Annotated in this window: 26 protein-coding genes; 17 read left to right on the forward strand and 9 right to left on the reverse strand. The window is 70.0% G+C overall.

The annotated features are described in order from the left end of the window. The first annotated feature begins 151 nt into the window (after window positions 1-151). From DEU34_RS04875 to DEU34_RS04890, 4 genes are all read left to right on the forward strand, one after another. Window positions 152-1366, forward strand: coding sequence for an ATP-binding protein (locus tag DEU34_RS04875; RefSeq protein ID WP_121149053.1), 1215 nt, complete (start codon window positions 152-154; stop codon window positions 1364-1366). Window positions 1367-1427: 61 nt separating this feature from the next. Beyond that, the gene (locus tag DEU34_RS04880) at window positions 1428-2648 is read left to right on the forward strand and encodes an alanine racemase (protein WP_121149054.1); all 1221 of its coding nucleotides are present in this window, start codon (window positions 1428-1430) and stop codon (window positions 2646-2648) included. Beyond that, window positions 2645-3958: a D-arabinono-1,4-lactone oxidase gene (locus DEU34_RS04885; RefSeq protein WP_121149055.1), complete on the forward strand. Its 1314-nt coding sequence runs from the start codon at window positions 2645-2647 to the stop codon at window positions 3956-3958. The genes DEU34_RS04880 and DEU34_RS04885 overlap by 4 nt, the downstream gene beginning before the upstream one ends. A gap of 82 nt (window positions 3959-4040) precedes the next feature. After that, window positions 4041-4610, forward strand: coding sequence for a LemA family protein (locus DEU34_RS04890; protein WP_116646158.1), 570 nt, complete (start codon window positions 4041-4043; stop codon window positions 4608-4610). A gap of 4 nt (window positions 4611-4614) precedes the next feature. Here DEU34_RS04890 and DEU34_RS04895 read toward each other — a convergent pair whose 3' ends face one another. Then, window positions 4615-5895 (reverse strand): winged helix-turn-helix domain-containing protein, encoded by a 1281-nt coding sequence (locus tag DEU34_RS04895; protein ID WP_121149056.1) that lies wholly within the window; start codon window positions 5893-5895, stop codon window positions 4615-4617. Window positions 5896-5972: 77 nt separating this feature from the next. Between DEU34_RS04895 and DEU34_RS04900 the strand changes: the two genes are divergently transcribed. Further along, the gene (locus DEU34_RS04900) at window positions 5973-7163 is read left to right on the forward strand and encodes an AI-2E family transporter (protein WP_121149057.1); all 1191 of its coding nucleotides are present in this window, start codon (window positions 5973-5975) and stop codon (window positions 7161-7163) included. Next, window positions 7160-8386, forward strand: a complete 1227-nt coding sequence (gene ilvA / locus DEU34_RS04905; protein ID WP_121149058.1) for a threonine ammonia-lyase — start codon at window positions 7160-7162, stop codon at window positions 8384-8386. Before DEU34_RS04900 ends, ilvA begins: the two co-directional genes overlap by 4 nt. Before the next feature lie 9 nt (window positions 8387-8395). Here ilvA and greA read toward each other — a convergent pair whose 3' ends face one another. Further along, entirely contained in the window at window positions 8396-8887 is a 492-nt protein-coding gene (gene greA / locus DEU34_RS04910; RefSeq protein ID WP_121149059.1) for a transcription elongation factor GreA, read from the reverse strand. Window positions 8888-8986: 99 nt separating this feature from the next. After that, window positions 8987-9379 carry a DUF4307 domain-containing protein gene (locus DEU34_RS04915; RefSeq protein WP_121149060.1) on the reverse strand — a complete coding sequence of 131 codons (393 nt, stop codon included), beginning with the start codon at window positions 9377-9379 and terminating at the stop codon, window positions 8987-8989. Between the two features lie 68 nt (window positions 9380-9447). On the opposite strand from DEU34_RS04915, the gene DEU34_RS04920 reads away from it, so the two are divergent. Further along, on the forward strand, window positions 9448-9729 hold the full coding sequence (locus DEU34_RS04920) for a hypothetical protein (protein ID WP_121149061.1): 282 nt from the start codon (window positions 9448-9450) through the stop codon (window positions 9727-9729). A 3-nt stretch (window positions 9730-9732) separates the two neighbouring features. Here DEU34_RS04920 and DEU34_RS04925 read toward each other — a convergent pair whose 3' ends face one another. Further along, window positions 9733-10425 carry a hemolysin III family protein gene (locus DEU34_RS04925; protein WP_121149062.1) on the reverse strand — a complete coding sequence of 231 codons (693 nt, stop codon included), beginning with the start codon at window positions 10423-10425 and terminating at the stop codon, window positions 9733-9735. A 135-nt stretch (window positions 10426-10560) separates the two neighbouring features. On the opposite strand from DEU34_RS04925, the gene DEU34_RS04930 reads away from it, so the two are divergent. From DEU34_RS04930 to DEU34_RS04950, 5 genes are all read left to right on the forward strand, one after another. Then, a complete protein-coding gene (locus DEU34_RS04930) occupies window positions 10561-11346 on the forward strand; it encodes an isoprenyl transferase (RefSeq protein WP_121149063.1) in 786 nt (261 codons plus the stop codon). 124 nt (window positions 11347-11470) lie between these two features. Then, window positions 11471-12592, forward strand: coding sequence for an aminotransferase class V-fold PLP-dependent enzyme (locus tag DEU34_RS04935; protein ID WP_121149064.1), 1122 nt, complete (start codon window positions 11471-11473; stop codon window positions 12590-12592). Between the two features lie 179 nt (window positions 12593-12771). Beyond that, complete coding sequence (locus DEU34_RS04940) at window positions 12772-14127, forward strand: PhoH family protein (protein ID WP_121149065.1); 1356 nt, start codon at window positions 12772-12774, stop codon at window positions 14125-14127. 413 nt (window positions 14128-14540) lie between these two features. After that, entirely contained in the window at window positions 14541-15944 is a 1404-nt protein-coding gene (locus tag DEU34_RS04945) for a HAMP domain-containing sensor histidine kinase (RefSeq protein WP_259460028.1), read from the forward strand. Beyond that, entirely contained in the window at window positions 15941-16597 is a 657-nt protein-coding gene (locus tag DEU34_RS04950; protein WP_121149067.1) for a response regulator transcription factor, read from the forward strand. The genes DEU34_RS04945 and DEU34_RS04950 overlap by 4 nt, the downstream gene beginning before the upstream one ends. 273 nt (window positions 16598-16870) lie before the next feature. Here the strand turns inward: DEU34_RS04950 and DEU34_RS04955 are convergent, their stop codons facing one another. Genes DEU34_RS04955 through xseA form a run of 5 tightly spaced genes read right to left on the reverse strand, consistent with a single transcriptional unit; the run spans window position 16871 to window position 21134 of the window. Beyond that, window positions 16871-18265: an aspartate ammonia-lyase gene (locus DEU34_RS04955; protein WP_121149068.1), complete on the reverse strand. Its 1395-nt coding sequence runs from the start codon at window positions 18263-18265 to the stop codon at window positions 16871-16873. Window positions 18266-18300: 35 nt separating this feature from the next. Next, window positions 18301-18900 (reverse strand): carbonic anhydrase, encoded by a 600-nt coding sequence (locus DEU34_RS04960; RefSeq protein ID WP_121149729.1) that lies wholly within the window; start codon window positions 18898-18900, stop codon window positions 18301-18303. A gap of 38 nt (window positions 18901-18938) precedes the next feature. Then, complete coding sequence (locus tag DEU34_RS04965) at window positions 18939-19571, reverse strand: DUF4245 family protein (protein WP_121149069.1); 633 nt, start codon at window positions 19569-19571, stop codon at window positions 18939-18941. Next, window positions 19571-19816, reverse strand: a complete 246-nt coding sequence (locus DEU34_RS04970) for an exodeoxyribonuclease VII small subunit (RefSeq protein ID WP_121149070.1) — start codon at window positions 19814-19816, stop codon at window positions 19571-19573. Before DEU34_RS04970 ends, DEU34_RS04965 begins: the two co-directional genes overlap by 1 nt. Window positions 19817-19847: 31 nt before the next feature. Further along, entirely contained in the window at window positions 19848-21134 is a 1287-nt protein-coding gene (gene xseA / locus DEU34_RS04975) for an exodeoxyribonuclease VII large subunit (protein WP_121149071.1), read from the reverse strand. Window positions 21135-21203: 69 nt separating this feature from the next. Here xseA and DEU34_RS04980 point away from each other — a divergent pair, with 69 nt between their 5' ends. Genes DEU34_RS04980 through DEU34_RS05000 form a run of 5 tightly spaced genes read left to right on the forward strand, consistent with a single transcriptional unit; the run spans window position 21204 to window position 24670 of the window. After that, on the forward strand, window positions 21204-22247 hold the full coding sequence (locus tag DEU34_RS04980; RefSeq protein ID WP_183042363.1) for a 4-hydroxy-3-methylbut-2-enyl diphosphate reductase: 1044 nt from the start codon (window positions 21204-21206) through the stop codon (window positions 22245-22247). Continuing rightward, a complete protein-coding gene (locus DEU34_RS04985) occupies window positions 22244-22867 on the forward strand; it encodes a DUF6264 family protein (RefSeq protein ID WP_121149072.1) in 624 nt (207 codons plus the stop codon). The genes DEU34_RS04980 and DEU34_RS04985 overlap by 4 nt, the downstream gene beginning before the upstream one ends. A 43-nt stretch (window positions 22868-22910) precedes the next feature. Beyond that, window positions 22911-23417 carry a sigma-70 family RNA polymerase sigma factor gene (locus DEU34_RS04990; RefSeq protein ID WP_116646174.1) on the forward strand — a complete coding sequence of 169 codons (507 nt, stop codon included), beginning with the start codon at window positions 22911-22913 and terminating at the stop codon, window positions 23415-23417. Then, the gene (locus DEU34_RS04995; RefSeq protein WP_121149073.1) at window positions 23414-24091 is read left to right on the forward strand and encodes a zf-HC2 domain-containing protein; all 678 of its coding nucleotides are present in this window, start codon (window positions 23414-23416) and stop codon (window positions 24089-24091) included. The genes DEU34_RS04990 and DEU34_RS04995 overlap by 4 nt, the downstream gene beginning before the upstream one ends. 30 nt (window positions 24092-24121) lie before the next feature. Next, a complete protein-coding gene (locus DEU34_RS05000; RefSeq protein ID WP_121149074.1) occupies window positions 24122-24670 on the forward strand; it encodes an MOSC domain-containing protein in 549 nt (182 codons plus the stop codon). The last annotated feature ends 6 nt before the right edge of the window (window positions 24671-24676 follow it).

Consider the following 24676-nt stretch of genomic DNA (forward strand, 5'->3'; position numbering starts at 1 on the left):
CTTTCGGTCCGTCGGCGCGATGCATGCGCGCCCCGCACCAGGGTACGGCGCGCACGGCTCCGGCGGGGAGCGACGTGCGGGACCCGACTCGTGGGGGCCCGTCCGCTAGTATTTCCATTCAGGCGCATCAGAGTTGCTTTGGGGGGCAACCATGACCGTGACAGAACCGACGACCAGCGCGAGAACGCTCGTTCTCACCGAGACGGTCGACCGATTGTCGACCGCGACGAGCTCCGCTCAGGTCACCGCGATCGTCGCAGCGGCCGTCCGCGCTCTGACCGGGGCGGACGGAGCGACCTTCGTGCTCCGCGAAGACGACCAGTGCTTCTACGCCGACGAGAACGCGATCGCGCCGCTGTGGAAGGGCAGCCGATTCCCGGTGACCGCGTGTGTGAGCGGGTGGTCGATGCTGCACCGGCAGACGGTGGTCATCGCCGACATCTACGACGACGACCGCGTTCCGCACGATGCGTACCGACCGACGTTCGTCTCGAGCCTGTGCATGGCGCCGATCCGCTCGTCCGACCCGATCGGCGTCCTCGGCGCGTACTGGGCCGAACCCCACGTCGCCGAGCCCGAGGTGGTGCGCCACCTGGAGGTGCTCGCCAACAGCACCGCGGTGGCTCTGGAGAACCTCGAGCTGCGGGGCGCCATCGCCCGGCGCAGCGCGGAACGCGACCAGGAGGCCGCGCGGGCGGACGAGCTCGATGCCGCGATGCACTCGCTGGTGCACGACCTGCGCGGGCCCCTCGGCGCGATGATGGGCTTCTCCGAGCTCGTCGCCGACGGCACGGCGACCGACGTCGCCAGCGCCGCCGCCTACGCCCACTCCGCACTGGGCGCCGGTCAGCGCATGTCGGATCAGATCGACCGGATGCTGTCGGTCTACCGCCTCTCGACCGAACCGCTGCACATCGAGCCGGTCGACCTGAGCGCGGTCGCGGAGGGGATCGCCGCCGACCTTCGCGTGCAGGGCCGCGCCGACGGCGTGATCATCGAGATCGAACCGGCCATCCGCGTCTCGGCGGATCCCGCGATGGTGCACCTGCTGCTCAGCAACCTGTTCGACAACGCGGTGAAGTACACCTCCACGACCGACGACGCAGCGATCCGTCTGCGCTGCGTCGGGTCGGACGGAGCGTTCCGCACGATCGAGGTGAGCGACAACGGCGTGGGATTCGATGCCACCGACCCCGACCGGGTCTTCCGCCCGCTCACGCGTCTGCACAGCGCCGACGAGTTTCCCGGCACCGGCCTCGGGCTCGCGTCGGTCTCGAGGATCGTCGCGCTCCACGGCGGGGCGGTCTCCGCGAGCGGGGCGAAGGGCGTCGGCGCTGCATTCACGTTCTCGCTGCCGACGGCGTGACCGCCGCGGCCCACGGCCGATGGTTCTAGGCTGACCCCACACGCGGAGGGAGACGCACACGGTGTCGATCGATCTGATCTCTCGCCCGGCGGCGCATCCGCCGGCCTCGGAGCTCTGGCCGCACCTCGGCCGAGCCGTCTCGTCGGTGAGCGGCCCGCTGGCGACCATCCACCTGCCCGCACTCCGGTACAACGCGGCGGATCTGCTCGTGCGGGCAAGCGGCGTACCGGTGCGTGTCGCGAGCAAGTCGGTCCGGGTGCGTTCGGTGCTCGACGCCGTGCTCTCGGTGCCCGGCTACCGGGGCATTCTCGCCTACACCCTCCCCGAGGCGCTCTGGCTCGCGGCCGACCACGACGACATCGTGCTGGGGTATCCCACCGTCGACCGGGAGGCCCTCTCGCGACTGACGAAGGACGACGCCGCCGCGTCGCGCATCACGCTGATGATCGACGATCCGGCCCAGTTGGATCTCATCGACGCCATCGCGTCGCCGGGCGCGCGAGCACGCATCCGGATCGCGATCGACGCGGATGCTTCCTGGCGCTCGGCCGTTCTCGGACACATCGGTGTGCACCGTTCGCCCGTGCACGAACCGGCGGAGGTCGTCTCTCTCGCCCGCCGCATCGCCGACCGACCCGGCTTCGACCTCGTCGGACTGATGATGTACGAGGCGCAGATCGCCGGGCAGGGTGACGACACGGGGATCGCCGACCCCGTGATCCGCTGGATGCAGCGTCGCTCGGCGGCCGAGCTCCTCGAACGCCGTGGAGCGATCGTGGCAGGCATCCGCGAGGTCGCACCGATCGAGTTCGTCAACGGCGGGGGGACGGGATCCCTGGAGGAGACGGCCTCCGACACGTCGGTCACCGAGCTGACCGCCGGGAGCGGTCTGCTCGGGGGGCACCTCTTCGACGGGTATCGCGCGTTCCAGCCGGCGCCGGCCGCGGCCTTCGCACTCGAGGTCGTGCGCAAGCCCCGCCCCGACGTCGTGACGGTGCTCGGCGGCGGGTGGATCGCATCGGGGCCGCCGCTGGCGTCGCGACAGCCCCGACCGGTGTGGCCCGAAGGGCTGGCCATGTTCTCGCGAGAGGGGGCGGGGGAGGTGCAGACCCCGCTACGGGGCGTCGCCGCGCGGGGGCTGCGGATCGGAGATCGCGTCTGGTTCCGTCACGCGAAGAGCGGCGAGCTCGCAGAACGGGTCGACCGCTACCTCCTCGTGGAGGACGACCGCATCGAGGGTGAGGCGCTCACCTACCGCGGCGAGGGGATGACGTTCCTGTGACCCGTCCGGGTGGCGTCTGGCGCAACTGGGGGCGCTCGCAGAAGGTCCGGCCCCATCGCATCGAGTTCCCCGTCGACGAGGGTGCGGTCCGCCGCGCCGTGGCCGCCGCATCCGCCCGTTCCCTCACCGTGAAGGCCGTCGGCGCCGGGCACAGCTTCTCGGGCATCGCCGTTGCGGCGGGCATCATGCTCGACCTGCGCGATCTGAGAGGCCTGATCGCCGTCGACCGCGAACGCGGACGCGTGCGTCTGCGCGCCGGAACGCGCCTGTGGGAGATTCCCGCCATCCTGGCACCCTACGCACTGGCGATGCCGAACCTCGGTGACATCGATCGGCAGACCGTCGCCGGAGCCATCTCGACCGGCACGCACGGGACGGGTCTGCGCTTCGGCGGCATCTCGACGCAGGTGGTCGGCGCGACCCTCGTCACCGCCGACGGCGAGCTGCTGCGCGTGGACGACGAGAGCAATCCGGAGCTGCTCCCGGCCGTCGCGGTGGGGCTGGGTGCGCTCGGGATCCTCGTCGACGTGACGCTGCAGTGCGTGCCCGCATTCGTGCTCGACGCCACCGAGCGCCTCGAACCGCTCGACGACGTCACCGGCGTTCTCCGCGATCGGGTCGGCGCGGCCGACCACTTCGAGTTCTACTGGTTCCCCCACACCGACGATGCCGTGACGAAGGAGAACGTGCGGTTGCCGCAGGGGAGTCCCACCCGTCCGATCCCGCCGTTGCGGCGGTGGGTCGACGAGTCGCTTCTCGCGAACGGCGTCTACCGAGCGACGTGCGCGGTGGGCACGGTGGTGCCCGCGACGGTTCCGCCGGTGGCGCGTGTCGCCAGCGCGCTGATGGGCGGTCGCACCTACGCGGACCGTTCGCACCGCGTCTTCACGCAATCGCGCACCGTGCGGTTCCGCGAGATGGAGTACGCGGTCGGCCTCGACGACCTGACCGCGGCGTTCGCCGCCGTGCGCGATCTCGTGAGCGAGCGCGGATGGCGCATCTCCTTCCCCGTGGAGGTGCGCGTGGCGGCCGCCGACGACCTGTGGTTGTCGACGGCGTCGGGGAGGGAGAGCGGGTACATCGCCGTCCACCGGTACTGGCGGGAAGATCCCACCGAGTATTTCGAGGCGGTCGGCGAGGTCATGCGCGGTTTCTCCGGACGACCGCACTGGGGCAAGGAGCACGCGCTCGGAGCCGGCGAGCTCCGCGCGCTCTACCCGCGATTCGACGACTTCCTGGCGGTGCGGGATCGGCTGGATCCGGATCGGCTCTTCGCCAATCCCTATCTGGCCCGCGTGCTCGGTGAGTAAGCCCTGAGAGGCGGGGTCGGGAGTCTTTCGCGGCGACCGCCACGGTTAGGATGAGGAAAATCGTCGAACGGAGAACCCGGCAATGTGGGAATGGCTCATCCCCGTCTTGGCCGTCGTCGCCCTCGTGGCCATCGGCGGAATCTACCTGTGGGCGACCTATAACTCGCTGGTCCAGCTCAACGTCCGCGTCGACGAGGCGTGGAGCGACATCACCGTGCAGCTCAAGCGCAGAGCCGACCTGCTGCCGAACCTCATCGAGGCGGTGAAGGGCTACGCGGCCCACGAGAAGGCCGTGTTCGAGAACGTCACGCGGGCGCGCGCAGAGACCCTGTCGGCGACCGGGCCGGCCGAGGCCGGCGTGGCGGAAGGGCACATGCAACAGGCCCTGAAATCGATCTTCGCGGTGGCCGAGGCCTACCCCCAGCTGCAGGCGAGCCAGAACTTCCTGCACCTGCAGCAGTCGATCGTCGACACGGAAGACAAGATCCAGGCATCGCGCCGGTTCTACAACGGCGGCGTTCGCGAGCTCAACACCAAGGTCAAGGTCTTCCCGAACAACCTCTTCGCCCGCCGCCTCGGGTTCTCCGAGCGCGAGTTCTTCGAAGTGGTCGACGGCGCGGCCATCTCCGAGCCGCCCCGCGTGCAGTTCTGACGCGTCAGAGTCGGGGTTCTTCCGGGGCGAGCGCGACGGACTCGAGGGTCGTCGTCCGCTCGTGCCGATCTGCGCCGGGAATCGCTCGTGCGAGGTCGTCGACGGCATCGCCCCATCGTGAGACCGACACCCGTTCGAGCCCCTGCCACGCGGCGGCCAGGCGTATCTCGGCGGCGATGCGGTCGGCGGCGTCGGAGGGTCGCCGGTGCTCCCACCAGGCGGATTGCACGAGAAGGGTGCTCGAGGCTCGATCAGCCTTGAGATCGATGCGTCCGACGATGTCGTCACCGACGAGCACCGGCAGGGAGTAGTAGCCGTACCGGCGTTGCGGCGCCGGCGTGTAGATCTCGATGCGGTACTCGAAGTCGAAGAGACGCTCCGCGCGATCGCGGAACCACACCACCGGGTCGAACGGGGTGAGGATCGCCGCTCCGGTCAGGCGACGCGGCAGCACCGCATCGCGGTGGAGCCACGCCTTCGCGGGGCGCCCGCCGGTCTCCCACCCCTCGACGGTCACACGCTGCAGCTCGCCCTGGTCGGTGAGCTCGTCGAGTGCGCCCAGCACGGCCCGGCGATCACGGATGCGCCAGTAGTCGGCGAGGTCGGATGCTGTCGCCACGCCGTAGGCGCGGGCTGCGCGCCGCACCAACTCCCGGATGGCGTCGGGCCGCGCCACGGGCGATGCGAGAACGGAGGCGGGGATCACCTGCTCGGCGAGCGCGTAGCGACGTTCGAATCCTCGTCGCCCCGCGATGGCGACGTCGCCGACGAGCCATAGGTACTCGAGGGCGAGCTTGACGTCGTTCCAGCCCCACCACGGGCCGCGCTGACCGCCCGCGGCATCGTGTTCGATCTCGGCCGGCCGCAGCGGACCGCGAGAAACCAGCTCGGCCCGCACCCACTCGACGATCTCGGAATGCGTGGCCATCCACGCGTCGGCCTTCTCGGCGTACTTGGCGCGGTGGTCGTCCATCCGGAAGCGGAACAGGCCCCAGTCATCGGCGGGGATGAACGCTGCGACGTGCGCCCAGAACTCGACGTACGGAGGTCTGCGCGAGAACAGCAGGCGATCGAGCAGGGCGGTGTCGTACGCGCCCAGCCGGGAGAAGAGCGGCATGTAGTGCGAACGGGCGAAGACGTTGACCGAATCGATCTGCAGGGTCGCCATGCGCGCGAGGGCGCCGTTGAGCTGCCGCGTGCCGACCGTCTCGGGTCGCGGGCGCGCGAACCCCTGGGCGGCGAGGGCGATGCGACGTGCTTCAGCTCGTCCGAGGGTCTGTCTCACCGAGTCAGCCTATTGATGGCCACCGACACCGCGGCGGCCATGCCCGCCGCGGAATGCCCCGAGCCTAGACTGAGTGGATGAGCGATCCCGCCCCCGAATCCCGCGGTTCGTTCCTCGACGCGCTGCGTCGCCGCACGGTCACGATCGATGCCCCGAGCGCCGTGCCGAACGCCCTGCGCATCGCGACCTCCTACGCGTGGCGGCTGCTGGTGCTCGCCGCCGCGATCGGCGTCGTGATCTGGCTGGTGATCCAGCTCAAGCTGCTGGTCATCCCGCTGCTGATCGCGATCCTCATCACGGCCCTGACCTGGCCCGCGTTCACCTTCGTGCTGCGCCATCGCTGGCCGCGATGGCTCGCCATCGTCGTGACGGTGCTCGGCACCATCGCGATCGTCGGCGGACTGTTCTGGGTCGCCGTGTGGCAGATCACCCGCGACTTCCGCTCGGTGCAGGAGCGCACCGTCGCGTCGGCCGAGCAGTTCCGCCAGTTCCTCATCGACGGCCCGCTGCATCTGACGGCGGCCCAGATCGACGACGGGCTCGCGCAGGCGATCGACTTCGCGCAGCAGCAGGCCCAGGTGCTCTGGACCGGCGCGCTCGCCGTCGGCAGCACCGTCGGGCACGTGGTCACCGGACTCCTACTGACCATCTTCATCCTCCTGTGCATCCTGGCCGACGGCGCACGCATCTGGCAGTGGACGACGCGCCTGTTCCCGAAAGACGCCCGTCCGGCCGTCGACGGTGCCGGACGCGCGGGCTGGCGCACCGTCGTGACATACGCGCGGACGCAGCTGCTCGTCGCCACGATCGACGCGGTCGGCATCGGCCTCAGCGCCTTCTTCCTGGGCGTGCCGCTGGCCATCCCGATCGGCGTGCTCGTCTTCCTGGGTGCCTTCATCCCGTTCGTCGGCGCCGTCCTCACGGGTGCCGTCGCCGTGTTCATCGCCCTCGTCTACAACGGGCCGTGGATCGCCCTGTGGATGCTCATCTTCGTGCTGCTCGTGCAGCAGATCGAGAGCCACATCCTGCAGCCGATCCTGATGGGCTCGGCGGTGAAGGTGCACCCGCTCGCGGTCGTGCTGGTCGTGGCCGGTGGCGCCATGGTCGGCGGTATCCCCGGGGCCCTGTTCGCGGTTCCGCTCGCGGCGTTCGTGAACGTCGTCGCGGTCTACCTGTCGTCACGGGCCTGGACGACCGCGGGCGAGCAGCCCCTCACGGGAGATCTGATCTGGAGCACCGTGCCACGCAAAGAGAGAAAAAAGGCATGACCGATCCCACCCTGGCCGAGTTCGAAGACGCGGCCGCCTCCCTTCGCGGCATCATCACGCGCACCCCGCTCGACCAGTCGCAGCACCTCAGCGACCTCCTCGACGTGCCGGTGCATCTCAAGCTCGAGAACCTGCAGCGCACCGGTTCGTTCAAGATCCGGGGGGCCACCTACCGCCTGTCGCGTCTCACGGCCGACGAGCGTGCGCGCGGCGTCGTCGCCGCGTCGGCGGGGAATCACGCTCAGGGCGTCGCTCTCGCGGCCCAGCAGCTCGGCATCCCGGCGACGATCTTCATGCCGCTGGGCGTGCCGTTGCCGAAACTGCTGGCAACTCGGGGGTACGGCGCCGAGGTGATCCTCGAGGGCGACACGGTCGAGACGCCGCTGCGACTCGCGGCGGAGTTCGCCGAGAAGACCGGTGCGGTGCTCATCCACCCCTTCGATCACCGCGACATCGTCGTCGGCCAGGGAACGCTCGGTCTCGAGCTCATGGAAGACCTCCCCGACCTCGAGACCGTCATCGTCGGTATCGGCGGGGGAGGCCTCGCGGCCGGAGTGGCCGCCGCCGTCAAGGCTCGCGCCGCCGCCGAAGGCCGCACCGTACGGGTCATCGGGGTGCAGGCCGAGAACTCGGCCGCGTACCCGTCGTCACTCGCCGCGGGGCGTCCGCTCCAGGTCGAGACCCGACCGACCATCGCCGACGGCATCGCGGTCGCACGCCCCGGCGACCTGCCGTTCGCCCTCATCAGCAAGCACCTCGACGACGTGGTCACCGTGACCGAAGACGACATCGCCCGTGCGCTCCTCGTACTCCTCGAGCGCGCGAAGCAGGTGGTCGAGCCGGCCGGTGCGGTCGGGGTCGCGGCGATCCTGGCCGGGAAGGTCACCGCCTCCGGCCCGTCCGTGTCGATCCTGTCGGGCGGCAACATCGATCCGCTGCTGCTGCAGCGCGTCGTCGCGCACGGGCTCGCAGCATCCGGTCGCTACATGACCCTGCGCATCCCGCTGCCCGATCGTCCGGGGCAGCTCGCGCGGGTGTCGGAGCTGCTCGCCCAGGTCGGGGCGAACGTGGTCGAGGTGATGCACACCCGACACGGTCAGGGCATGCAGATCAGCGAGGTGGTGCTGCAGCTGAGCGTCGAGACCCGGGGTGAGGACCACCGCGGTCTCGTGATCAGCACGCTCGAAGAGGCGGGGTTCACCGCTACCGTCTCGCGCGACTGAGGGCGGGGCCTACTCGCCGGAGTAGGTCTCGACCTTCACGACCTCGACCGGGATCTCGCGGCCGTTGGGGGCGGTGTACGACACCTTCGCTCCCTCGCTCTGGCCGAGGATCGCAGCTCCGAGCGGGGAGGCCTCGCTGTACACGTCGAGTTCGGAGTCGACCGCGATCTCGCGGTTGCCGAGCAGGAACCGCTCTTCGCCTCCCGCGACGATAGCGGTGACGATCGTTCCCGACTCGACCACGCCGTGGCTCTGCGGTGCTTCGCCGACCGTGGCGTCTTTCAGCAGCGCCTTCAGGGTGCGGATGCGTGCTTCCTGCTTGCCCTGCTCGTCCTTCGCGGCGTGGTAGCCGCCGTTCTCCTTGAGGTCGCCCTCTTCGCGAGCCGACTCGATGCGCTTGGCGATCTCTTCGCGGCCGGTCGTCGACAGGTGTTCGAGCTCATTGGCGAGGCGGTCGTAGGCATCCTGGGTGAGGAACGTCACCGGGGCGTCGCTGGACACGGTCGGTCTCCTTGGTCGTCGTGGAGCGCCGATATCGACGCCCGCAATTCGAAACGCCCCGGCATCGGCCAGGGCGTCGATCGAATGTGGGTCCTGAGTTTACGTGACCCAGCAGCTGTTGACCAAACCATTGGTCGCCAGGGCGACCGTCGGGATCTCCTCCGAGAACGCCCGCGCGTGCGAGTCGACCGCGGGGTACTCCACGACCCGCCAGCCCACGATCCCGTGCTCCTCGTCCTGTGCCTCCAGCACGCACGCGACCCCGCGGCCCGGGGGAGAGGTGATCTGGAAGGTCACCGAGACCGTGTGCGCGTCGACGACCTCGAAGGCGGTGAGGTCGTCGTCGATCTCGTCGATCGAGCGGGCCACCGTGCCCCAGCCGACCCATCCGATCAGCCCGACCGCGACGGCTCCGACGACGATCCAGCCGGCAGCCCGCCGTCCGCCGGAGCGTCGCCGTCCGTATCGTTCGTCGAGCATCTGCTGGGTCATCGCTACCTCGGGTCGGAACTAGGCTGGAAGTCCAGGTTAAGCGCTCCCGCGCAGAACGAGGATGTGTGATGTACGCCGCGATTCTTCTCGCCGCAGTGACCCCCGAGCCCAGCGCGCCTCCGGCCGAACTCGTCACCCCCGGTCCGTGGGGCTTCGCCGCCATCGCGTTCATCGCCGTGGCGGTGTTCCTGCTCGTCTGGGACATGCTGCGCCGCATCCGTCGCGGACGCTACCGCGCGGAGGTCAACGAAGACCTGGATGCTGCGGAGGCGCAGGCGAGGGCGGCCGAGGAAGCATCCGACGTCGACGACCAGGACATCGATCCCCGCGACGATCGTTTCCGCCGCTGAGGGTCATCCCGCGTGGAACGCGGGGTTCAGCACGATGAGCAGTGACGCGGTCCAGTGGCAGAGGAACGCCAGCACCGTGCAGACATGGAAGATCTCGTGGAAGCCGAAATGGCCGGGCCACGGGTTCGGTCGCTTCAGCGCGTAGATCACCGCACCGCCGGAGTACAGCACACCGCCGATGACGACGAGCACCATCATGGCGACGTTCGCGGCGAACAGATCGCCCATGTACATCACGGCCGCCCATCCGAGCGCGAGGTAGAGGGCGACGTAGAGCCATCTCGGCGCGTTCAGCCAGAACACGCGGAAGAAGATGCCCAGGATCGCGCCGCCCCAGACGATGGACAGCAGGATGATCGCCTTGTCGGTGGGGAGGGCGAGCACCGACAGCGGTGTGTAGGTGCCTGCGATCAGCAGCAGGATGTTGGCGTGGTCGATCCGCTTGAGGATCGCGCGTGTCCGCGGCTTCCACTGGAAGCGGTGGTACAGCGCGGAGTTGCCGAACAGCAGCAGCGAGGTGGCCATGAAGACCGCCGCCGCCCACTTCGCGGGAGCACCCTGCGCCACCGCGATGAGGACGATGCCGGCGGCGATGGCGACGGGGAAGGTCCCGGCGTGGATCCACCCGCGCCACGTCGGCTTCAGCTCGTCCTGCGCACCGACCGCCGCCGCCTCGATGAGGGGCAGCTGCGGCATGTCGGGGCCGTCGTCTTCGGCCGCACGGGAGGAGGCTGGGCGGGTCACGCAATGAGCCTACGTCCGGGCGTATGCCGCTGAGCGCACGCTGTGCGGTTCCGCATGCACTGCACAGGTCGGGGGTAGCGTAGGGGCGTGACGGAGACCGGGATCAACGAGGGCAGAGGACCTCTGTACCGCCTCTACATCAATCGACTGCGCCGCCGGTTGACGCCCGATGTCGTGCCCCACCACGTCGCGATGATGATCGACGGCAACCGCCGGTGGGCCCGACAGCTCGGGTTCGATTCCGCCGCGCACGGCCATCGAGCGGGTGCGGCGAAGATGCGCGAGTTCCTCCGTTGGTGCGACGATCTCGGCGTCGGCGTCGTCTCGCTCTACCTGCTCTCCAACGACAACCTCGTCAAGCGCGACTCCCGAGAGCTCGCCGACCTCCTGGAGATCATCGCCGAGCTCGCCGACGAGGTCTCCCGCGAGCCGAACTGGCGGGTGCAGCACGTCGGTCGCGCCGCCAACCTGCCGCCCGAGCTCGCGCGGGTGCTCGCAGAGTCGGAGGACCGCACCCGTGCCCACACGGGTCTGCACGTGAATCTGGCGGTCGGGTACGGCGGGCGCAGCGAGATCGTCGACGCCGTGCGCAGCATCATCGCCCAGCACGACAGCGAGGGCGGCTCGCTCGAGCAGCTGGCCGCGAGCCTCACGCCCGAGCAGATCGGCGAGCACCTCTACACGGGTGGGCTGCCTGACCCCGACCTCGTGATCCGCACGTCGGGCGAGCAGCGGCTCAGCGACTTCCTGCTCTGGCAGAGCGCCCACAGCGAGTTCTACTTCGTCGAGGCGCTCGGCCCCGACCTGCGCGAGGTCGACTTCCTGCGCGCCGTGCGCGACTTCGCCAAGCGCGACCGCCGCTACGGCGGCTGAGCTCCTCCGCGAGACCGCAACGGCGCGCCGAGACCCGGCCATGATGTCGGGGTGTCGTCGCGCAGACCGGGTCTCGCGGTCAACGGCGAGCGAAGCGGCGAGCGGAGTGGGAGAATGGCCGTTTGTGACCGACCTCGATACCTACGTGCACTCCTTCGGCGATGAGACGGGGTATCTCGACTGGGCGTCGTTCGGCCCCCTCGCCCCGTCCGTGGTGGCCGAGACGAACGCCGACGCGGAGCTCCTCGCGTCGGGTCGGCGGTCGAGCCTCGACCTCGTGGTCGATCACGTCGCCGAGGCCGGCGCCGCCGTGGCCGAGCTGCTGGGCGCACCGGCCGACCAGGTCGTGCTGCAGCCGTCGACCGCGCACGGTCTGATGCAGGCGATCTACGCCCTCCGCGGCACGCTGCTGCTCTCGTCGGCCGAATTCCCGAGTTTGACGGTCGCCGCGGCGCGCTCGGCCGCGGTCGGTGGTGCGCAGGTCTCATGGATGCTGCCACCGGCCGGGTTCGTGACTCCGGAGGTCGTGCGCGACGCCCTCACCGACGACGTGACGGCGGTGGCCGTGAGTCTCGTCGACTTCCGCACCGGCTACCTCGCCGACCTCGCCGCCATCCGCGACGTGATCGGGGACCGGTTGCTCATCGTCGACGCCGTCCAGGGGTTCGGTGTGGTCGAGGCCGACTTCGCCGCGGCCGACGTCGTGTGCGGGAACGGGTACAAGTGGCTGCGCGCCGGCCGGGGGACCGGGTACTCCTGGTTCGCAGAGCGCGCGCTCGATCGGCTCGACCCCGTGCTCTCGGGCTTCACCGGAACCGAAGCGGAGGGGCTACCGCTCGACGAGGTGCCGCCGCCGGTGCACCAGGCTCGCGCCTTCACGGTAAGCGCGTTCGACTCGCTGGCGGCGGGTCGACTCAAGACGGCGGTGACCGACATCCGAGACGTCGGCGTCGCCGCGGTCGGCGCGCGTATCGCCGAGCGAGCCGCCGACGTCTTCGCCCTGGCCGATCAGTACGACATCCCCGTGACGACACCCCGCGATCCCGCGCACCGTGCCGGCATCATCGCGCTCGCCCCCGACGCCCGGGATGCCGCGCCGTTGGCCGCCGCCCTGTCGAACCACGGTCTGGCCGTCACCGTCCGTTCGGGCGGGATCCGGATCGCCGTGCACGCCGGTACCAGCCCCGACACGCTCCGCCAGCTCGGTGACGCCATGGCCGCGTTCGCGGCGTCGCGCGTGTGGTGAGGAAGTTCACCTGCTCGTAACGCGAACGAAGGGGCGTGTCGCTGCGCGCGCGGTGCGTTCCGTCGTAGCTTGATCGCATCGGGCAAGGCGCCCGTTCGAGTCGGCCTTCTGGATCGCGACTCGTGACCCCTGGTCGACTCGTCGCTTTCCGGGAGAGTGTCCCGGGTCGGGAGTGGGTTGTGAGCGCACGAGCACCTCAGAAGCAGCGTCTGGAGAACACCGCGGAGGACACGTCGACGGAGCAGGACCTCCGCACGTACGTGCTCGACACCTCTGTTCTCCTCAGCGATCCGCGCGCGATCTTCCGCTTCGCCGAGCATTCCGTCGTGATACCGGTCGTCGTGGTGACCGAGCTCGAGGGAAAGCGCCACGACCCGGAGATCGGATACTTCGCGCGCCAGGCGCTTCGCCACCTCGACGAGCTGCGCGTCGAGCACGGACGGCTCGACTTCCCGGTTCAGGTCGGCACCGGGGGAACCTTCCGCGTCGAACTGAACAACACCGATCCTTCCGTACTGCCCTCGGGTATGCGGCTCGGCGACAACGACAGCCGCATCCTCGCCGTGGCGATGCATCTCTCGCAGGACGGCAGCGAAGTCACTGTCGTGTCGAAGGATCTTCCGATGCGGGTCAAGGCCGCCTCCCTCGGCCTCTCGGCGGAGGAGTACCTCGCCGAGCAGGCCGTCGACTCAGGCTGGACGGGCATCGCGACGATCGACGTCTCCGGCGACGACATCAGCGACCTCTACGAGAGCGAGGTCGCCGTCAGCGACGATGTCGTCGGCCTCCCGGTAAACACGGGACTGATCATCCACTCCGAGCGGGGTTCGGCCCTGGGCCGGGTGACCGGGGACGGGAGCTACAAGCTCGTGCGGGGCGACCGCGACGTGTTCGGGCTGCACGGCCGCTCGGCCGAGCAGCGCATCGCCATCGACCTGCTCACCGACCCCGACGTCGGCATCGTTTCGCTCGGCGGACGTGCGGGTACCGGCAAGTCGGCTCTCGCCCTGTGCGCCGCCCTCGAAGCGGTGCTCGAACGGCAGGAGCAGCGGAAGATCATCGTGTTCCGACCGCTCTTCGCCGTCGGCGGCCAGGAGCTGGGATACCTGCCGGGCGATGCCCAGGAGAAGATGAACCCCTGGGGGCAGGCCATCTTCGACACGCTCGGGTCGGTCGTCTCGCCCAACGTGGTGGAGGAGGTCGTCGCCCGCGGTCTTCTCGAGGTGCTTCCCCTCACGCACATCCGCGGACGGTCGCTGCACGACGCGTTCGTGATCGTCGACGAGGCGCAGTCGCTGGAGCGCAACGTGCTGCTGACCGTGCTCAGCCGCATCGGACAGAACTCGCGCGTCGTGCTCACCCACGACGTGGGCCAGCGCGACAACCTCCGCGTGGGTCGTCACGACGGCGTCGCCTCGGTGATCGAGACCCTGAAGGGGCACGCTCTGTTCGGCCACGTCACGCTGACGCGGTCCGAGCGGTCGGCGATCGCCGCCCTCGTCACCGAGCTCCTCGAGGCGGGGGAGCTCTCCTGAGCCGCGTTCCGCGCTGAGGCGCGTCTGACGAAGGGGCGGGATGCTGCAGCATCCCGCCCCTGTCGTCTCGGATCGTCGACCGCCGAACATGAGAGGACTCTCACCTCGGATTCCTCGGGCTCTCACGCGTCGAGATGAGGATGGACAACAGCGAGGGAAACCTCTCTACCGCCCAACGGCGGATTCCCCCATAGAGGTACGGACCCATCGGGTCCGCCACGGAGAAGGAGTCATCGCGATTCGGGTATCGCGACAGGCGAGTGAGATCTTCCCCCAAAGATCTCCGACTCTCCCATAGCCCCCGGCGTCCCCCAGCGCCGGGGGCTCTCTCTGTCTCGGGGCGGCCCTTTACACCCTGTGATCGCCTGCGGTCTCGCACCTTCGAACAGCGCGATAATCGGAGGATGAGTCGCATGCCGAGACTGTTCTCGGCGCGCGCGCGGATTCTCGGGGCCGTCCTCGCCGTGGCGTGCGTCGGCCTCATCGTCGTCGGTGGCGTCACCTTCTGGGCGCAGCGCGACCACGTCGTCACCGCGATCGACAACCAGCTGCAGGCCTTCGCCGCCGCGTTCACGAACGTCTCGGGTGTGGAAGCGGCGGAGGAGATCGTCGTCGACACCGTCGGCGGCCCGACCGAGGGCGCTCTGCTGTTGTCGGGCGGCACTGTCGTGGCCACGGCATCGCCGGCGTCGGGTCTGGATCTGGCCGCCGACGCGGCATTCATGGAGCAGGTCATCGGCGCGCCCGAGGGACTCGGGACCGCGGTCGGCGACGACGGGATGTACCGCTACGTCGTCGTGTCGGTGGGCGACGCGGAGATCGTCAACGCGGTCTCCCTCAGCGCGCGCATGGAGCTGGTGCACATCGGCGTCGGCACGTACGCGATCGCCGCCGCGGGCGTGCTCTTCGCCATCGGCGTCGTCGGATGGTTCGTGACGGGTCGGCTGCTCCTGCCGATCCGGCGGCTGCGCGAGACGGCCGATTCCATCACCATCTCCGACCTCGGCGCGCGCATCACCACCGACGGCACCGACGAGATCTCCGACCTCGGGCGCACGATGAACTCGATGCTCGATCGCCTCGAGGGCTCGGTCGATGTGCAGCGACAGCTGCTCGACGACGTGCGGCATGAGCTCAAGACACCGATCACGATCGTGCGTGGTCACCTCGAGATGATGGATGCCTCGGATCCGGCCGACGTAGCGAACGCCCGCGAGATCGGTATCTCCGAGCTCGACCGCATGACGCGTCTCGTCGACGACATCGACCTGCTCGCCGCAGTCGAGGGAGGCGGGTTCTCGATGGGCGTCGTCGACGTCGACGCGCTCACCGCCCGGGTCGGTGAACTGGTCGCGGTCATCCCCGGGCACCCCTGGTCGGTCGAGCAGCGCGGGCGCGGCCGGGTGGAGGGCGATTACGACCGGCTCTTGCAGGCGTGGTTGCAGCTCGCCGACAACGCGTCGAAGTACACGCCCGGAGGGTCGCCGGTCGAGATCGGCAGCTCCGTCGACGATCGCGGAGCGCTGCTGTGGGTGCGCGACCACGGACCGGGCATCCCGCCGGCCGCCCGTCACCGCATCTTCCGGAGGTTCGACCGCGCTCTCGGCAAGCGCACCGTCGGCGGCTCCGGGCTCGGACTCGCGATCGTCGACGCGATCGCGAAGGGGCACGACGGCCACTGCGCCGTCACCGAGACCCCCGGCGGCGGCGCGACCTTCACGATCCACCTTCCCCTGGGACGGAACACGGCACCCGCCGGGTTCCCGGCCCCCGTGCGCGCCGGTGACGTCGTGCTCCAGCGAGAGGCCGCCGGATGACTCGTATCCTCATCGTCGAAGACGAGAGCCGCATCTCGGCCTTCGTCGCCCGTGGGCTCGAGTCCGCGGGGTACCAGACCGCCGTCGTCGAGGACGGCGAGGAGGCTCTTCAGCGCGCCATGTCGGGCGAGGTCGACCTGATGCTCCTCGACATCGGCCTGCCCACCATGGACGGGTTCGAGGTGCTGCGTCACCTCCGCGGGCAGGGGTCGACGCTCCCGGTGATCATGCTCACCGCGCGCTCCAGCACGAGTGACACGGTCGACGGCCTTGACGCCGGTGCCAACGACTACATCGCCAAGCCCTTCAAGTTCGACGAGCTGCTGGCTCGGGTGCGCTCGCGCCTGCGCGAGAACGTCGCGACCGCCACGATCGCCGTGTCGCACCTCGACGTGAGCCTCGACGTGCTGACGCGCCGTGCCACGGTGTCGGGGCGGGAGGTCGACCTCAGCGCCCGCGAGTTCGCGCTCGCCGAGCAGTTCCTTCGTCACCCCGGGCAAGTGCTCAGCCGCGAGCAGCTGCTCAGTCGTGTCTGGGGCATGGACTTCGACCCCGGCTCGAACATCGTCGACGTCTACGTGCGGTACCTCCGCGGCAAGTTCGGCCACGACCGCATCACCACGGTGCGCGGAGCCGGATACCGCTGGGAGTGACCCGGCCCGCGCCGCCGCCCGCTTCCCCCTTCGACCGGAATGTGGCGCATTCCTGTGACTGACGCCATCGATCTGTACGGTCAGTCGCCGGAAATTGGCGCACTTCGCCATTCGCGGGCTCCGGTCGCGCACGCGCCGGTCGCGCGGTCGCGCACGCGCCGGTCGCGCGGCCGCGCACGCGCCGGTCGCGCAGGCGCGGGGCGCGGACGGATGCTGCGGACACGCGAAACCGCCGCCGCCCCGGAGGGCGACGGCGGTCGGCGGACGTACGGCTCAGCCGGGGTGGGTCATCGAGAGCAGGTCGAGCTTCTCGTCGAGCTGCGCCTCGGTGAGCTCACCGCGCTCCACGTAGCCGAGGTCGATCACGGCCTCGCGCACGGTGATGCCGTTCGCGACCGAGTGCTTGGCGATCTTCGCGGCCGCCTCGTAGCCGATCAGCTTGTTCAGCGGCGTGACGATCGAGGGCGACATGCCCGCGTACGCAGCGGCGCGGTCGACGTTGGCCTGCAGCCCGTCGATCGTCTTGTCGGCGAGCACGCGCATCGCGTTCGACAGCAGGCGGATCGACTCGAGCAGGGCGGTGCCCATGACCGGGATGGCGACGTTGAGCTCGAACGACCCGGATGCTCCGGCCCACGCGACCGTCGCGTCGTTGCCGATCACTCGGGCCGACACCATGAGCACGGCCTCGGGAACCACCGGGTTCACCTTGCCCGGCATGATCGACGACCCGGGCTGCAGATCGGGGATGTGCAGCTCGCCGAGGCCGGTGTTCGGTCCGGAGCCCATCCACCGGATGTCGTTGTTGATCTTCGTGAGCGAGACGGCGATGGTGCGCAGCGCACCGGATGCTTCGACGAGGCCGTCGCGGTTCGCCTGCGCCTCGAAGTGGTCCTTCGCCTCGGTGATCGGCAGCTCGGTCTCGGCGGCGAGCAGCTCGATGACCTTCTGCGGGAAGCCGAGCGGGGTGTTGATACCCGTGCCGACCGCGGTTCCGCCGAGAGGCACCTCGCCCACGCGGGGGAGGACGGCCTGCACGCGCTCGATGCCCAGGCGCATCTGGCGGGCGTAGCCGCCGAACTCCTGGCCGAGCGTCACGGGCGTGGCGTCCATCAGGTGGGTGCGGCCAGATTTCACGACCGACTTCCACTCGTCGGCCTTGGCCTCGAGGGCGACGGCGAGGTGGTCGAGCGCGGGGATGAGGTCGTCGATCAGAGCCTGGGTGACGGCGATGTGCACCGACGTCGGGAACACGTCGTTCGACGACTGCGACGCGTTGACGTGGTCGTTGGGGTGCACGGGCGACCCGAGGCGCTGGGTCGCGAGGTTCGCGAGCACCTCGTTCATGTTCATGTTCGACGAGGTGCCGCTGCCGGTCTGATACGTGTCGACGGGGAAGTGCGCGTCGTGCTGCCCGGTGATGACGTCATCGGCCGCACCGGCGATGGCGTCGGCGATCGCCGCATCCAGCGTGCCCAGCTCCTTGTTCGCGAGCGCGGCGGCCTTCTTGATGCGGGCGAGGGCCGCGATCTGGGTGGTCTCGAGACCCGAACCCGAGATGGGGAAGTTCTCGACCGCGCGCTGCGTCTGCGCCGCGTAGAGCGCGTTCTTCGGAACGCGCACCTCGCCCATGGTGTCGTGTTCGATGCGGTACTCGGTGTCGGTCACGTCGTCGTCCTCCAGTTGCCGATGTGCGGGGTTGGTCACGGGTGCGAATCGCCGGCGTCGCCCACGATGACGTCGGGCTCGACCAGGCCTTCGTTGAGGCGGTAGTTGGCGCCGACGATCGCGACGCGTCCTTCGGCGATGGCTTCGCTGATGAGTTCCGAGGAGTGCAGCAGCTCTCCGACGGTGTCGCGGAGGTGCTCGCGGCCTACCAGCTCGGGGTCTGCGGGGCCCTCGTTCGCGCGCAGCACGCGCCGCACCGCGGGCACGATCGGGGCGATCTGCTTCCAGATCCCCGCGGGGAGGTCGGGGGCGTCGAGGCCCGTGCTGTCGATGGCCGCGCTCACAGCTCCGCACGCGTCGTGCCGGAGGACGACGATGAGCTTCACGTCGAGCACCGCGACGGCGTATTCGAGGCTGCCGATCACCGAGTCGGAGATGACCTGACCGGCGTTGCGCACGACGAACAGATCGCCCAGGCCCTCATCGAAGATGATCTCGGCGGCCAGGCGGGAGTCGGCGCACCCGAAGAGCGCGGCGCGCGGCGTCTGGCCCGCGGCGAGATCGTGGCGTCGCTCGACGTCCTGGCGCGGGTGCTGCGGCTCGCCGGCGACGAAGCGCTCGTTGCCGAGTCGCATCTCGTCCCAGACCTGGCGCGGAGTGAGTCGAGTCGTCGTCACGGGGTTGCCTCTCGGAGTTCGCGGATGTCTGCGGTGACGGCCGATGCGGCCGCCTTCGCGATGTCGGGCGCAGCCGTGCCGTAGACGAGAACGCGGTCGTCTCCGGCGGTCGTGGCGAGCGCGTAAGAGATGTTGCCGGCCCCGGCGGCATCGGAGATGGAGTATTCGGCCCACTCGATGCCGTCGATCGTGACGGCGGCCGATGGCGTCGCGCCCCGCAACATCTCGGCCGGCCATGACTCGCTCGCGCCGAACCCCTGGGCGATGTTGAGGAAGCCGCGCTCAGCGCGCGGAGCGTACGAGATGGTCCAGGCATCGACGCTGCCGCCCTCGATGCGAGCGGCGTTCACGCGCCAGTCGTCGGGCACGGCGGGGTCGATCACGGGGCGTCCGAGGTCGGCGGCCAGAGCGGCCGATTCGGAGGTGACATCGATGGGGGGAGCCTCAGCGGGCGTGCCGCGGGGAACGCCGATCACCACGACGAACATGATCGCCAGGGTGGCGAGAATGGCCGCGAGGAGGCTGGGGAACGTCTTGCTCGACCGGTAGCGGCGCGAGAACTCGGCCTTGCGGGCCGCGGTCTCCTCGGCGGTCTCGGGTCTGCCGAGCTCTGCGACGACGCGGGCCATCATGCCTCCGCGCGTGCGTCGGTCGACGCCTCGCCGCGGGCGGCGTCGAGGCGCCGCTTGGCTCCGAGCAACCACTCCTCGCAGCGGGCGGCCAGGGATTCGCCGCGCTCCCAGAGCGCCAGCGAGTGCTCGAGCGTCGGCGCACCCTGCTCGAGTTCGGCGACGACGCGCACGAGCTCGTCGCGGGCCTGCTCGAACGAGAGCGTCGCGACGTCGGCGGTGGGTTCCGAGGGCGACGCGGTCATGGGTTCCATTCTAGGGCGGGGCTCCGACGGCTCAGGCTCCGGTCGCCGACTCCTCGACCTCGCCGTCGGAGCGCGCCGCCACCGATCCGCGTGCCACGGTGATCGTCATGGCGGTGCCCGCCGGCGCCTGCGCGGCGTCGCGCACGATCACGCCGTCGCCGATATGAGCGATCGCGTAGCCGCGGGCGAGGGTCGCGACGGGAGAGAGGGCGCGCAGGGATGCGCGCAGTTCCATCGTGCGTCGCTCACGCAGCGAGAGGTCGCGCTCGACGAGGTCGCGCCCCCGGCTCGCCAGCATCCAGATCTCCTGGGCACGCGCGGTGAGGGTCGTCTCGGGGGTGCGCAGCACCGGTCGCGAGCGCAGCTGGTCGAGCTGCGCGATGTCGTGGCCGACGCGCTGCGAGAGGCGCCCGACCAACCGCGCGCGCAGCTGCGCCACCAGCGCCCGCTGCTCCGAGACGTCGGGCACGACCCGCTTCGCCGCGTCGGTGGGCGTCGAGGCGCGCAGGTCGGCGACGTCGTCGAGCAGCGGGTGGTCGTTCTCGTGACCGATCGCGCTCACGACGGGGGTGGATGCGGCGGCCACCGCGCGCAGCATCCGCTCGTCGCTGAATCCGAGCAGCGTCTGCGGGTCGCCGCCGCCCCGAGCGATGATGATGACGTCGATCTCGGGGTCGGCGTCGAGCGCCCTCAGCGCCGCGATGGTCTCGGGCACGCACCGGTCGCCCTGCACGGCGGCGTGCTTGGTGCGGATGAGCACGTGCGGCCAGCGCAGCTCGGCGTTGCGGTGCACGTCTTTCTCGGCGTCGGAGTTCTCTCCCGTGATGAGACCGATGTGCCGGGGGAGAAACGGCAGCGCTTTCTTGCGCGAGGGATCGAAGAGGCCCTCTCTTCGCAGCGCGAGTCGCAGCTGCTCGAGCTTCTCGAGCTGATCGCCGAGACCGACGTGGCGCATCGCCGACACCGAGAAGCTGAAGTCTCCGGTGCGGGGGAAGTAGTCGGGCTTGACGCACGCGATGATGTGGTCGCCGACCTTCAGGTCTCGGGGGAGGCGCTGCAGCGTGCTCGACCAGATGCGGAACGAGATGGTCGCGTCGGTGGCGAGGTCTTTCATGCGTCCGAAGACGTTGCCGCCGCGCTGGTTCCACGACGTGATCTCGCCCTCGACCCAGACCGATCCCCATTTCTCGACGAACCCGCGGATCGTGTCGTTGAGGCGCGCGACCGAGGTGGGGGCCTGAGCGGTGGAGTCGCGCGGCGGCACGGAGTCGGGCGGCGGCGGTTGTCCCGGAACGGCCTCGGGCTGGAACGTCGTCATGTGCTCCGGGTTCGTCGGGGTGTGGCGGGTATCGGCCGTCGTCCAGGGGTACCCCCGTAGAATCGAGGGGTGAGTACTCCTGTCGTCAAGCTGCCCCTGCCCCGCATACCGGGGCGTCGAGGACGGCTCCAGGATATCCCGGTGCCCGGACACAAGAAGGTGCTGCTGGCGGCCCCCCGCGGTTACTGCGCCGGCGTCGACCGCGCGGTCGTGGCGGTCGAGAAGGCGCTCGACCGTTTCGGTGCGCCCGTCTACGTGCGCAAGCAGATCGTGCACAACATCCACGTCGTCCGCGAGCTCGAGGCTCGCGGGGCGATCTTCGTCGAAGAGGTCGACGAGGTTCCGCCCGGGTCGCACCTCGTCTTCAGCGCCCACGGCGTCTCCCCGGCCGTCGTCAACGCGGCCGCCGAGCGTCAGCTCCAGGCGATCGACGCCACGTGCCCTCTCGTCACCAAGGTGCACCGCGAGGCCGTGCGCTTCGCGCGCGACGACTTCGAGATCCTGCTCATCGGCCACGAGGGCCACGAGGAGGTCGAGGGTACGGCCGGCCACGCGCCCGACCGCGTGACGATCGTGAACTCTCCCGACGAGGCCGACACCGTCGAGGTGCGCGATCCGTCGAAGGTCGTATGGCTCTCGCAGACGACCCTCTCGGTCGACGAGGCGATGGAGACCGTGCGGCGTCTGCGCCTGCGATTCCCGCAGCTGCAGGATCCGCCGTCGGACGACATCTGCTACGCCACCCAGAACCGTCAGGTGGCCATCAAGAAGGTCGCGCAGGACGCCGACCTTGTGATCGTCGTCGGCTCGGCGAACTCCTCCAACAGCGTGCGTCTCGTCGAGGTCGCGCTGGAGTACGGAGCGAAGGCCGCCTACCGCGTCGACTACATCGACGAGGTGAAGCAGGAATGGCTCGAGGGTGTCGAGACCGTCGGCGTCACCAGCGGCGCATCGGTGCCCGAGGTGCTCGTCGAGGAGGTCATCGCCGAACTCGCCGGTGCCGGCTACCGCGACGTCGAAGAGGTCAAGACCGCCGAGGAAGACCTCCTGTTCTCGCTTCCGAAGGAACTGCGGTCGGACGACCGGGCCCTCGGCGGTCGGAGCCGCGCGTGAGCACTCCCGACCCCGACGATCGGCCGCGTCCGCAGTACGGCGAATACGCCTCGGCGGAGGAGCAGCGGGCGCGCATCCGTCAGCCCGATGCCACCGATGCTCTGCTCGCGGGCCAGGCCCTCGATGCTCCCGCGACCCCCGCGCCCGCCTCGTCCGCGCCGCCTGCGACCCTCGCCGAGCAGACGCGGCGAACCGCGTCGCCCCCCTCGACGTCGGCGCTCGCGCGCCCTCTCACCGGCTGGCGTCTCGCCGACCGGATCGTCACGTTCGGTCTGCTCGCCTACGGGCTCTTCAACGTCATCGCCACGTCGGTGCAGCTCTTCTCGTTCGAGCAGTACGCGAACACGATCCTCGGACTGTTCGGCGTCGACCAGGCCTTCACGAATGTGGCGCAGGGCCAGCTGTGGGGAACCGTCGCCGGCATCACGATGATCGTCGGGTGGCTGCTGACGGCCGCCCTCACGTGGGGTCAGCTGCGCCGCGGACGCATCGCGTTCTGGATCCCCGTGGCCGGAGCGCTCGTCGTCAGCATCGCGGTCTCGATCTTCATCACGGTCCCGATCCTCAACGACCCCGCCTTCGGCGAACTGTTCAACCAGGTCGCGTCGCCGGGCCGCTGAACCTCCGGCTCCTCCGTCTCGTGTTCTGAGGAGGAGGCGGTCGATGCGTGCAGACGAGGCGGAACAGCTCGCGGCGCTCTACGACGCGCACGCGGCCCCCGTGTGGCGGTACGTGGTATCGCTGACGGGTGATCGCGCGGGTGCCGACGACATCGTGCAGGAGACCCTGCTGCGCGCATGGCGGACGCCCCGCATCATGGCCGACGACCCCGCTGCCCTCCGCTCGTGGATGATCACCGTGGCTCGCAACCTCGTGGTCGACGAGGCGCGGAGCGCGCGGCGCCGGCATGAGAACCCCGTCGCCGACATCCCCGACCGTGCCACCTCCGACGACACCGACGCACTCTTCGACGCGCTGCTCATCGAGGAGGCGCTCGCGGCGCTCAGTGCCGATCATCGAGCCGTGATCGTGACCGCCTACTACGGCGGCCGCAGCGTGGCCCAGTGCGCCGCCGCCCTCGGGATCCCCGAGGGCACCGTCAAGTCGAGGCTGCACTATGGATTGCGAGCGCTGAAGCTCGCCCTGCAGGAGAAGGGAGTCACACGATGAACCCCGATCACTCGCGTTTCGCGGAATGGGACGCCGCCTACGTGCTGGGCGCCCTGTCGGCGTCCGACCGACGTGACTACGAAGACCACCTGGCGGAGTGCGCCGAATGCACGCGTGCGGTCGGCGAGGTCGCCCCCACCGTCGGCCTGCTGTCGCGGGTCGCCGCGCCACCCCTGACCGAGCGCGACGAGGAGCCGGATGCTGCGCACCGCGCGCAGCTCGTGTCGATCGCGGGTCGCCGCGCGCGCCGTCGGCGGGCGTGGTGGGTGGGCGCGAGCGTCGCGGCCGCGGCGATCGTCGTCGCGGCCGTCGCCGTTCCGCTGACGATCGAGAACGCGACGCAGCAGGGGAGCGTCTATGCCCTGGAAGACCTCGCGAACGCGCCCCTGGAAGCATCCGTGCGGCTCACGGACGCCGCCTGGGGAACCCAGATCGATCTGGTCTGCCGGTACAGCGGCGAAGTGCTCGACGCACCCGAGGGCGGGTGGCCGTACGCGCTCGCGGTCGTCGATGCGAACGGCGCCTCGACGACCCTCTCGACGTGGCGGGCGGAACCCGGGTCGACCACGCAGCTGAGCGCGGGGACCGACCTGGGCGTCGGCGACATCGGGGCGGTGGAGATCCGCACGATCACCGGCGAACGCGTGCTCATGCGCTACGAGGCCGATCGGTGAGCGACGCGCGCGGGGTCGTAGGATCGTGCGATGCCCCGACTCCTCGCCGTCTGCGCCGTGCATCAGCTGCGTCCTGATTCGGGGTCGCTCGGCGTCACCGCGATCGACAAGCGCCCGCTCGACGGTGCGGTGAAGGTCGGACCCTTCGGCGTGCGCGGCGACGTTCAGGCGAGCCGTAAACACCACGGGGGTCTCGACAAAGCGCTCTACGCCTATGCGCAGGAGGACGCCGAGTTCTGGGAGGGCGAACTGGGCCGGGCGCTGCCGCCCGGCTGGTTCGGCGAGAACCTGCGTGTGGAGGGACTCGACGTGAACGCGGCGCGCATCGGTGAGGTATGGCGCATCGGTGACCGCCTCGAGGTGCAGGTGACGATGCCGCGCACGCCCTGCGCGACGTTCGCCCGGTGGGTGGGTGGCAGCGCCGCGCGCGGCTGGGTGAAGCGCTTCGACGCCGAGCGCCGCCTGGGGCCGTACCTGCGCGTGCGACGGGCGGGCAGCATCCGTGCCGGTGACGAGATCGTCGTGGTCCCGGCACCGGACGGCGCGCCCGCGCTGCTCGACGGCTACCGCGGCGCCTGAGACCGT

The sequence above is a fragment of the Microbacterium sp. AG1240 genome (assembly GCF_003635115.1).
In the GTDB taxonomy this organism is placed as follows: domain Bacteria; phylum Actinomycetota; class Actinomycetes; order Actinomycetales; family Microbacteriaceae; genus Microbacterium.

Bases quoted from the DNA above. Each gene is read 5' to 3' on its own strand.
- DEU34_RS04875 (WP_121149053.1), top strand. From the start codon at position 152: ATGACCGTGACAGAACCGACGACCAGCGCGAGAACGCTCGTTCTCACC.
- DEU34_RS04890 (WP_116646158.1), top strand. From the start codon at position 4,041: ATGTGGGAATGGCTCATCCCCGTCTTGGCCGTCGTCGCCCTCGTGGCC.
- DEU34_RS04900 (WP_121149057.1), top strand. From the start codon at position 5,973: ATGAGCGATCCCGCCCCCGAATCCCGCGGTTCGTTCCTCGACGCGCTG.
- ilvA (WP_121149058.1), top strand. From the start codon at position 7,160: ATGACCGATCCCACCCTGGCCGAGTTCGAAGACGCGGCCGCCTCCCTT.
- DEU34_RS04915 (WP_121149060.1), bottom strand. From the start codon at position 9,379: ATGACCCAGCAGATGCTCGACGAACGATACGGACGGCGACGCTCCGGC.
- DEU34_RS04920 (WP_121149061.1), top strand. From the start codon at position 9,448: ATGTACGCCGCGATTCTTCTCGCCGCAGTGACCCCCGAGCCCAGCGCG.
- DEU34_RS04925 (WP_121149062.1), bottom strand. From the start codon at position 10,425: ATGCCGCAGCTGCCCCTCATCGAGGCGGCGGCGGTCGGTGCGCAGGAC.
- DEU34_RS04945 (WP_259460028.1), top strand. From the start codon at position 14,541: ATGCCGAGACTGTTCTCGGCGCGCGCGCGGATTCTCGGGGCCGTCCTC.
- DEU34_RS04950 (WP_121149067.1), top strand. From the start codon at position 15,941: ATGACTCGTATCCTCATCGTCGAAGACGAGAGCCGCATCTCGGCCTTC.
- DEU34_RS04960 (WP_121149729.1), bottom strand. From the start codon at position 18,900: ATGCGACTCGGCAACGAGCGCTTCGTCGCCGGCGAGCCGCAGCACCCG.
- DEU34_RS04965 (WP_121149069.1), bottom strand. From the start codon at position 19,571: ATGGCCCGCGTCGTCGCAGAGCTCGGCAGACCCGAGACCGCCGAGGAG.
- DEU34_RS04970 (WP_121149070.1), bottom strand. From the start codon at position 19,816: ATGACCGCGTCGCCCTCGGAACCCACCGCCGACGTCGCGACGCTCTCG.
- xseA (WP_121149071.1), bottom strand. From the start codon at position 21,134: ATGACGACGTTCCAGCCCGAGGCCGTTCCGGGACAACCGCCGCCGCCC.
- DEU34_RS04990 (WP_116646174.1), top strand. From the start codon at position 22,911: ATGCGTGCAGACGAGGCGGAACAGCTCGCGGCGCTCTACGACGCGCAC.
- DEU34_RS04995 (WP_121149073.1), top strand. From the start codon at position 23,414: ATGAACCCCGATCACTCGCGTTTCGCGGAATGGGACGCCGCCTACGTG.
- DEU34_RS05000 (WP_121149074.1), top strand. From the start codon at position 24,122: ATGCCCCGACTCCTCGCCGTCTGCGCCGTGCATCAGCTGCGTCCTGAT.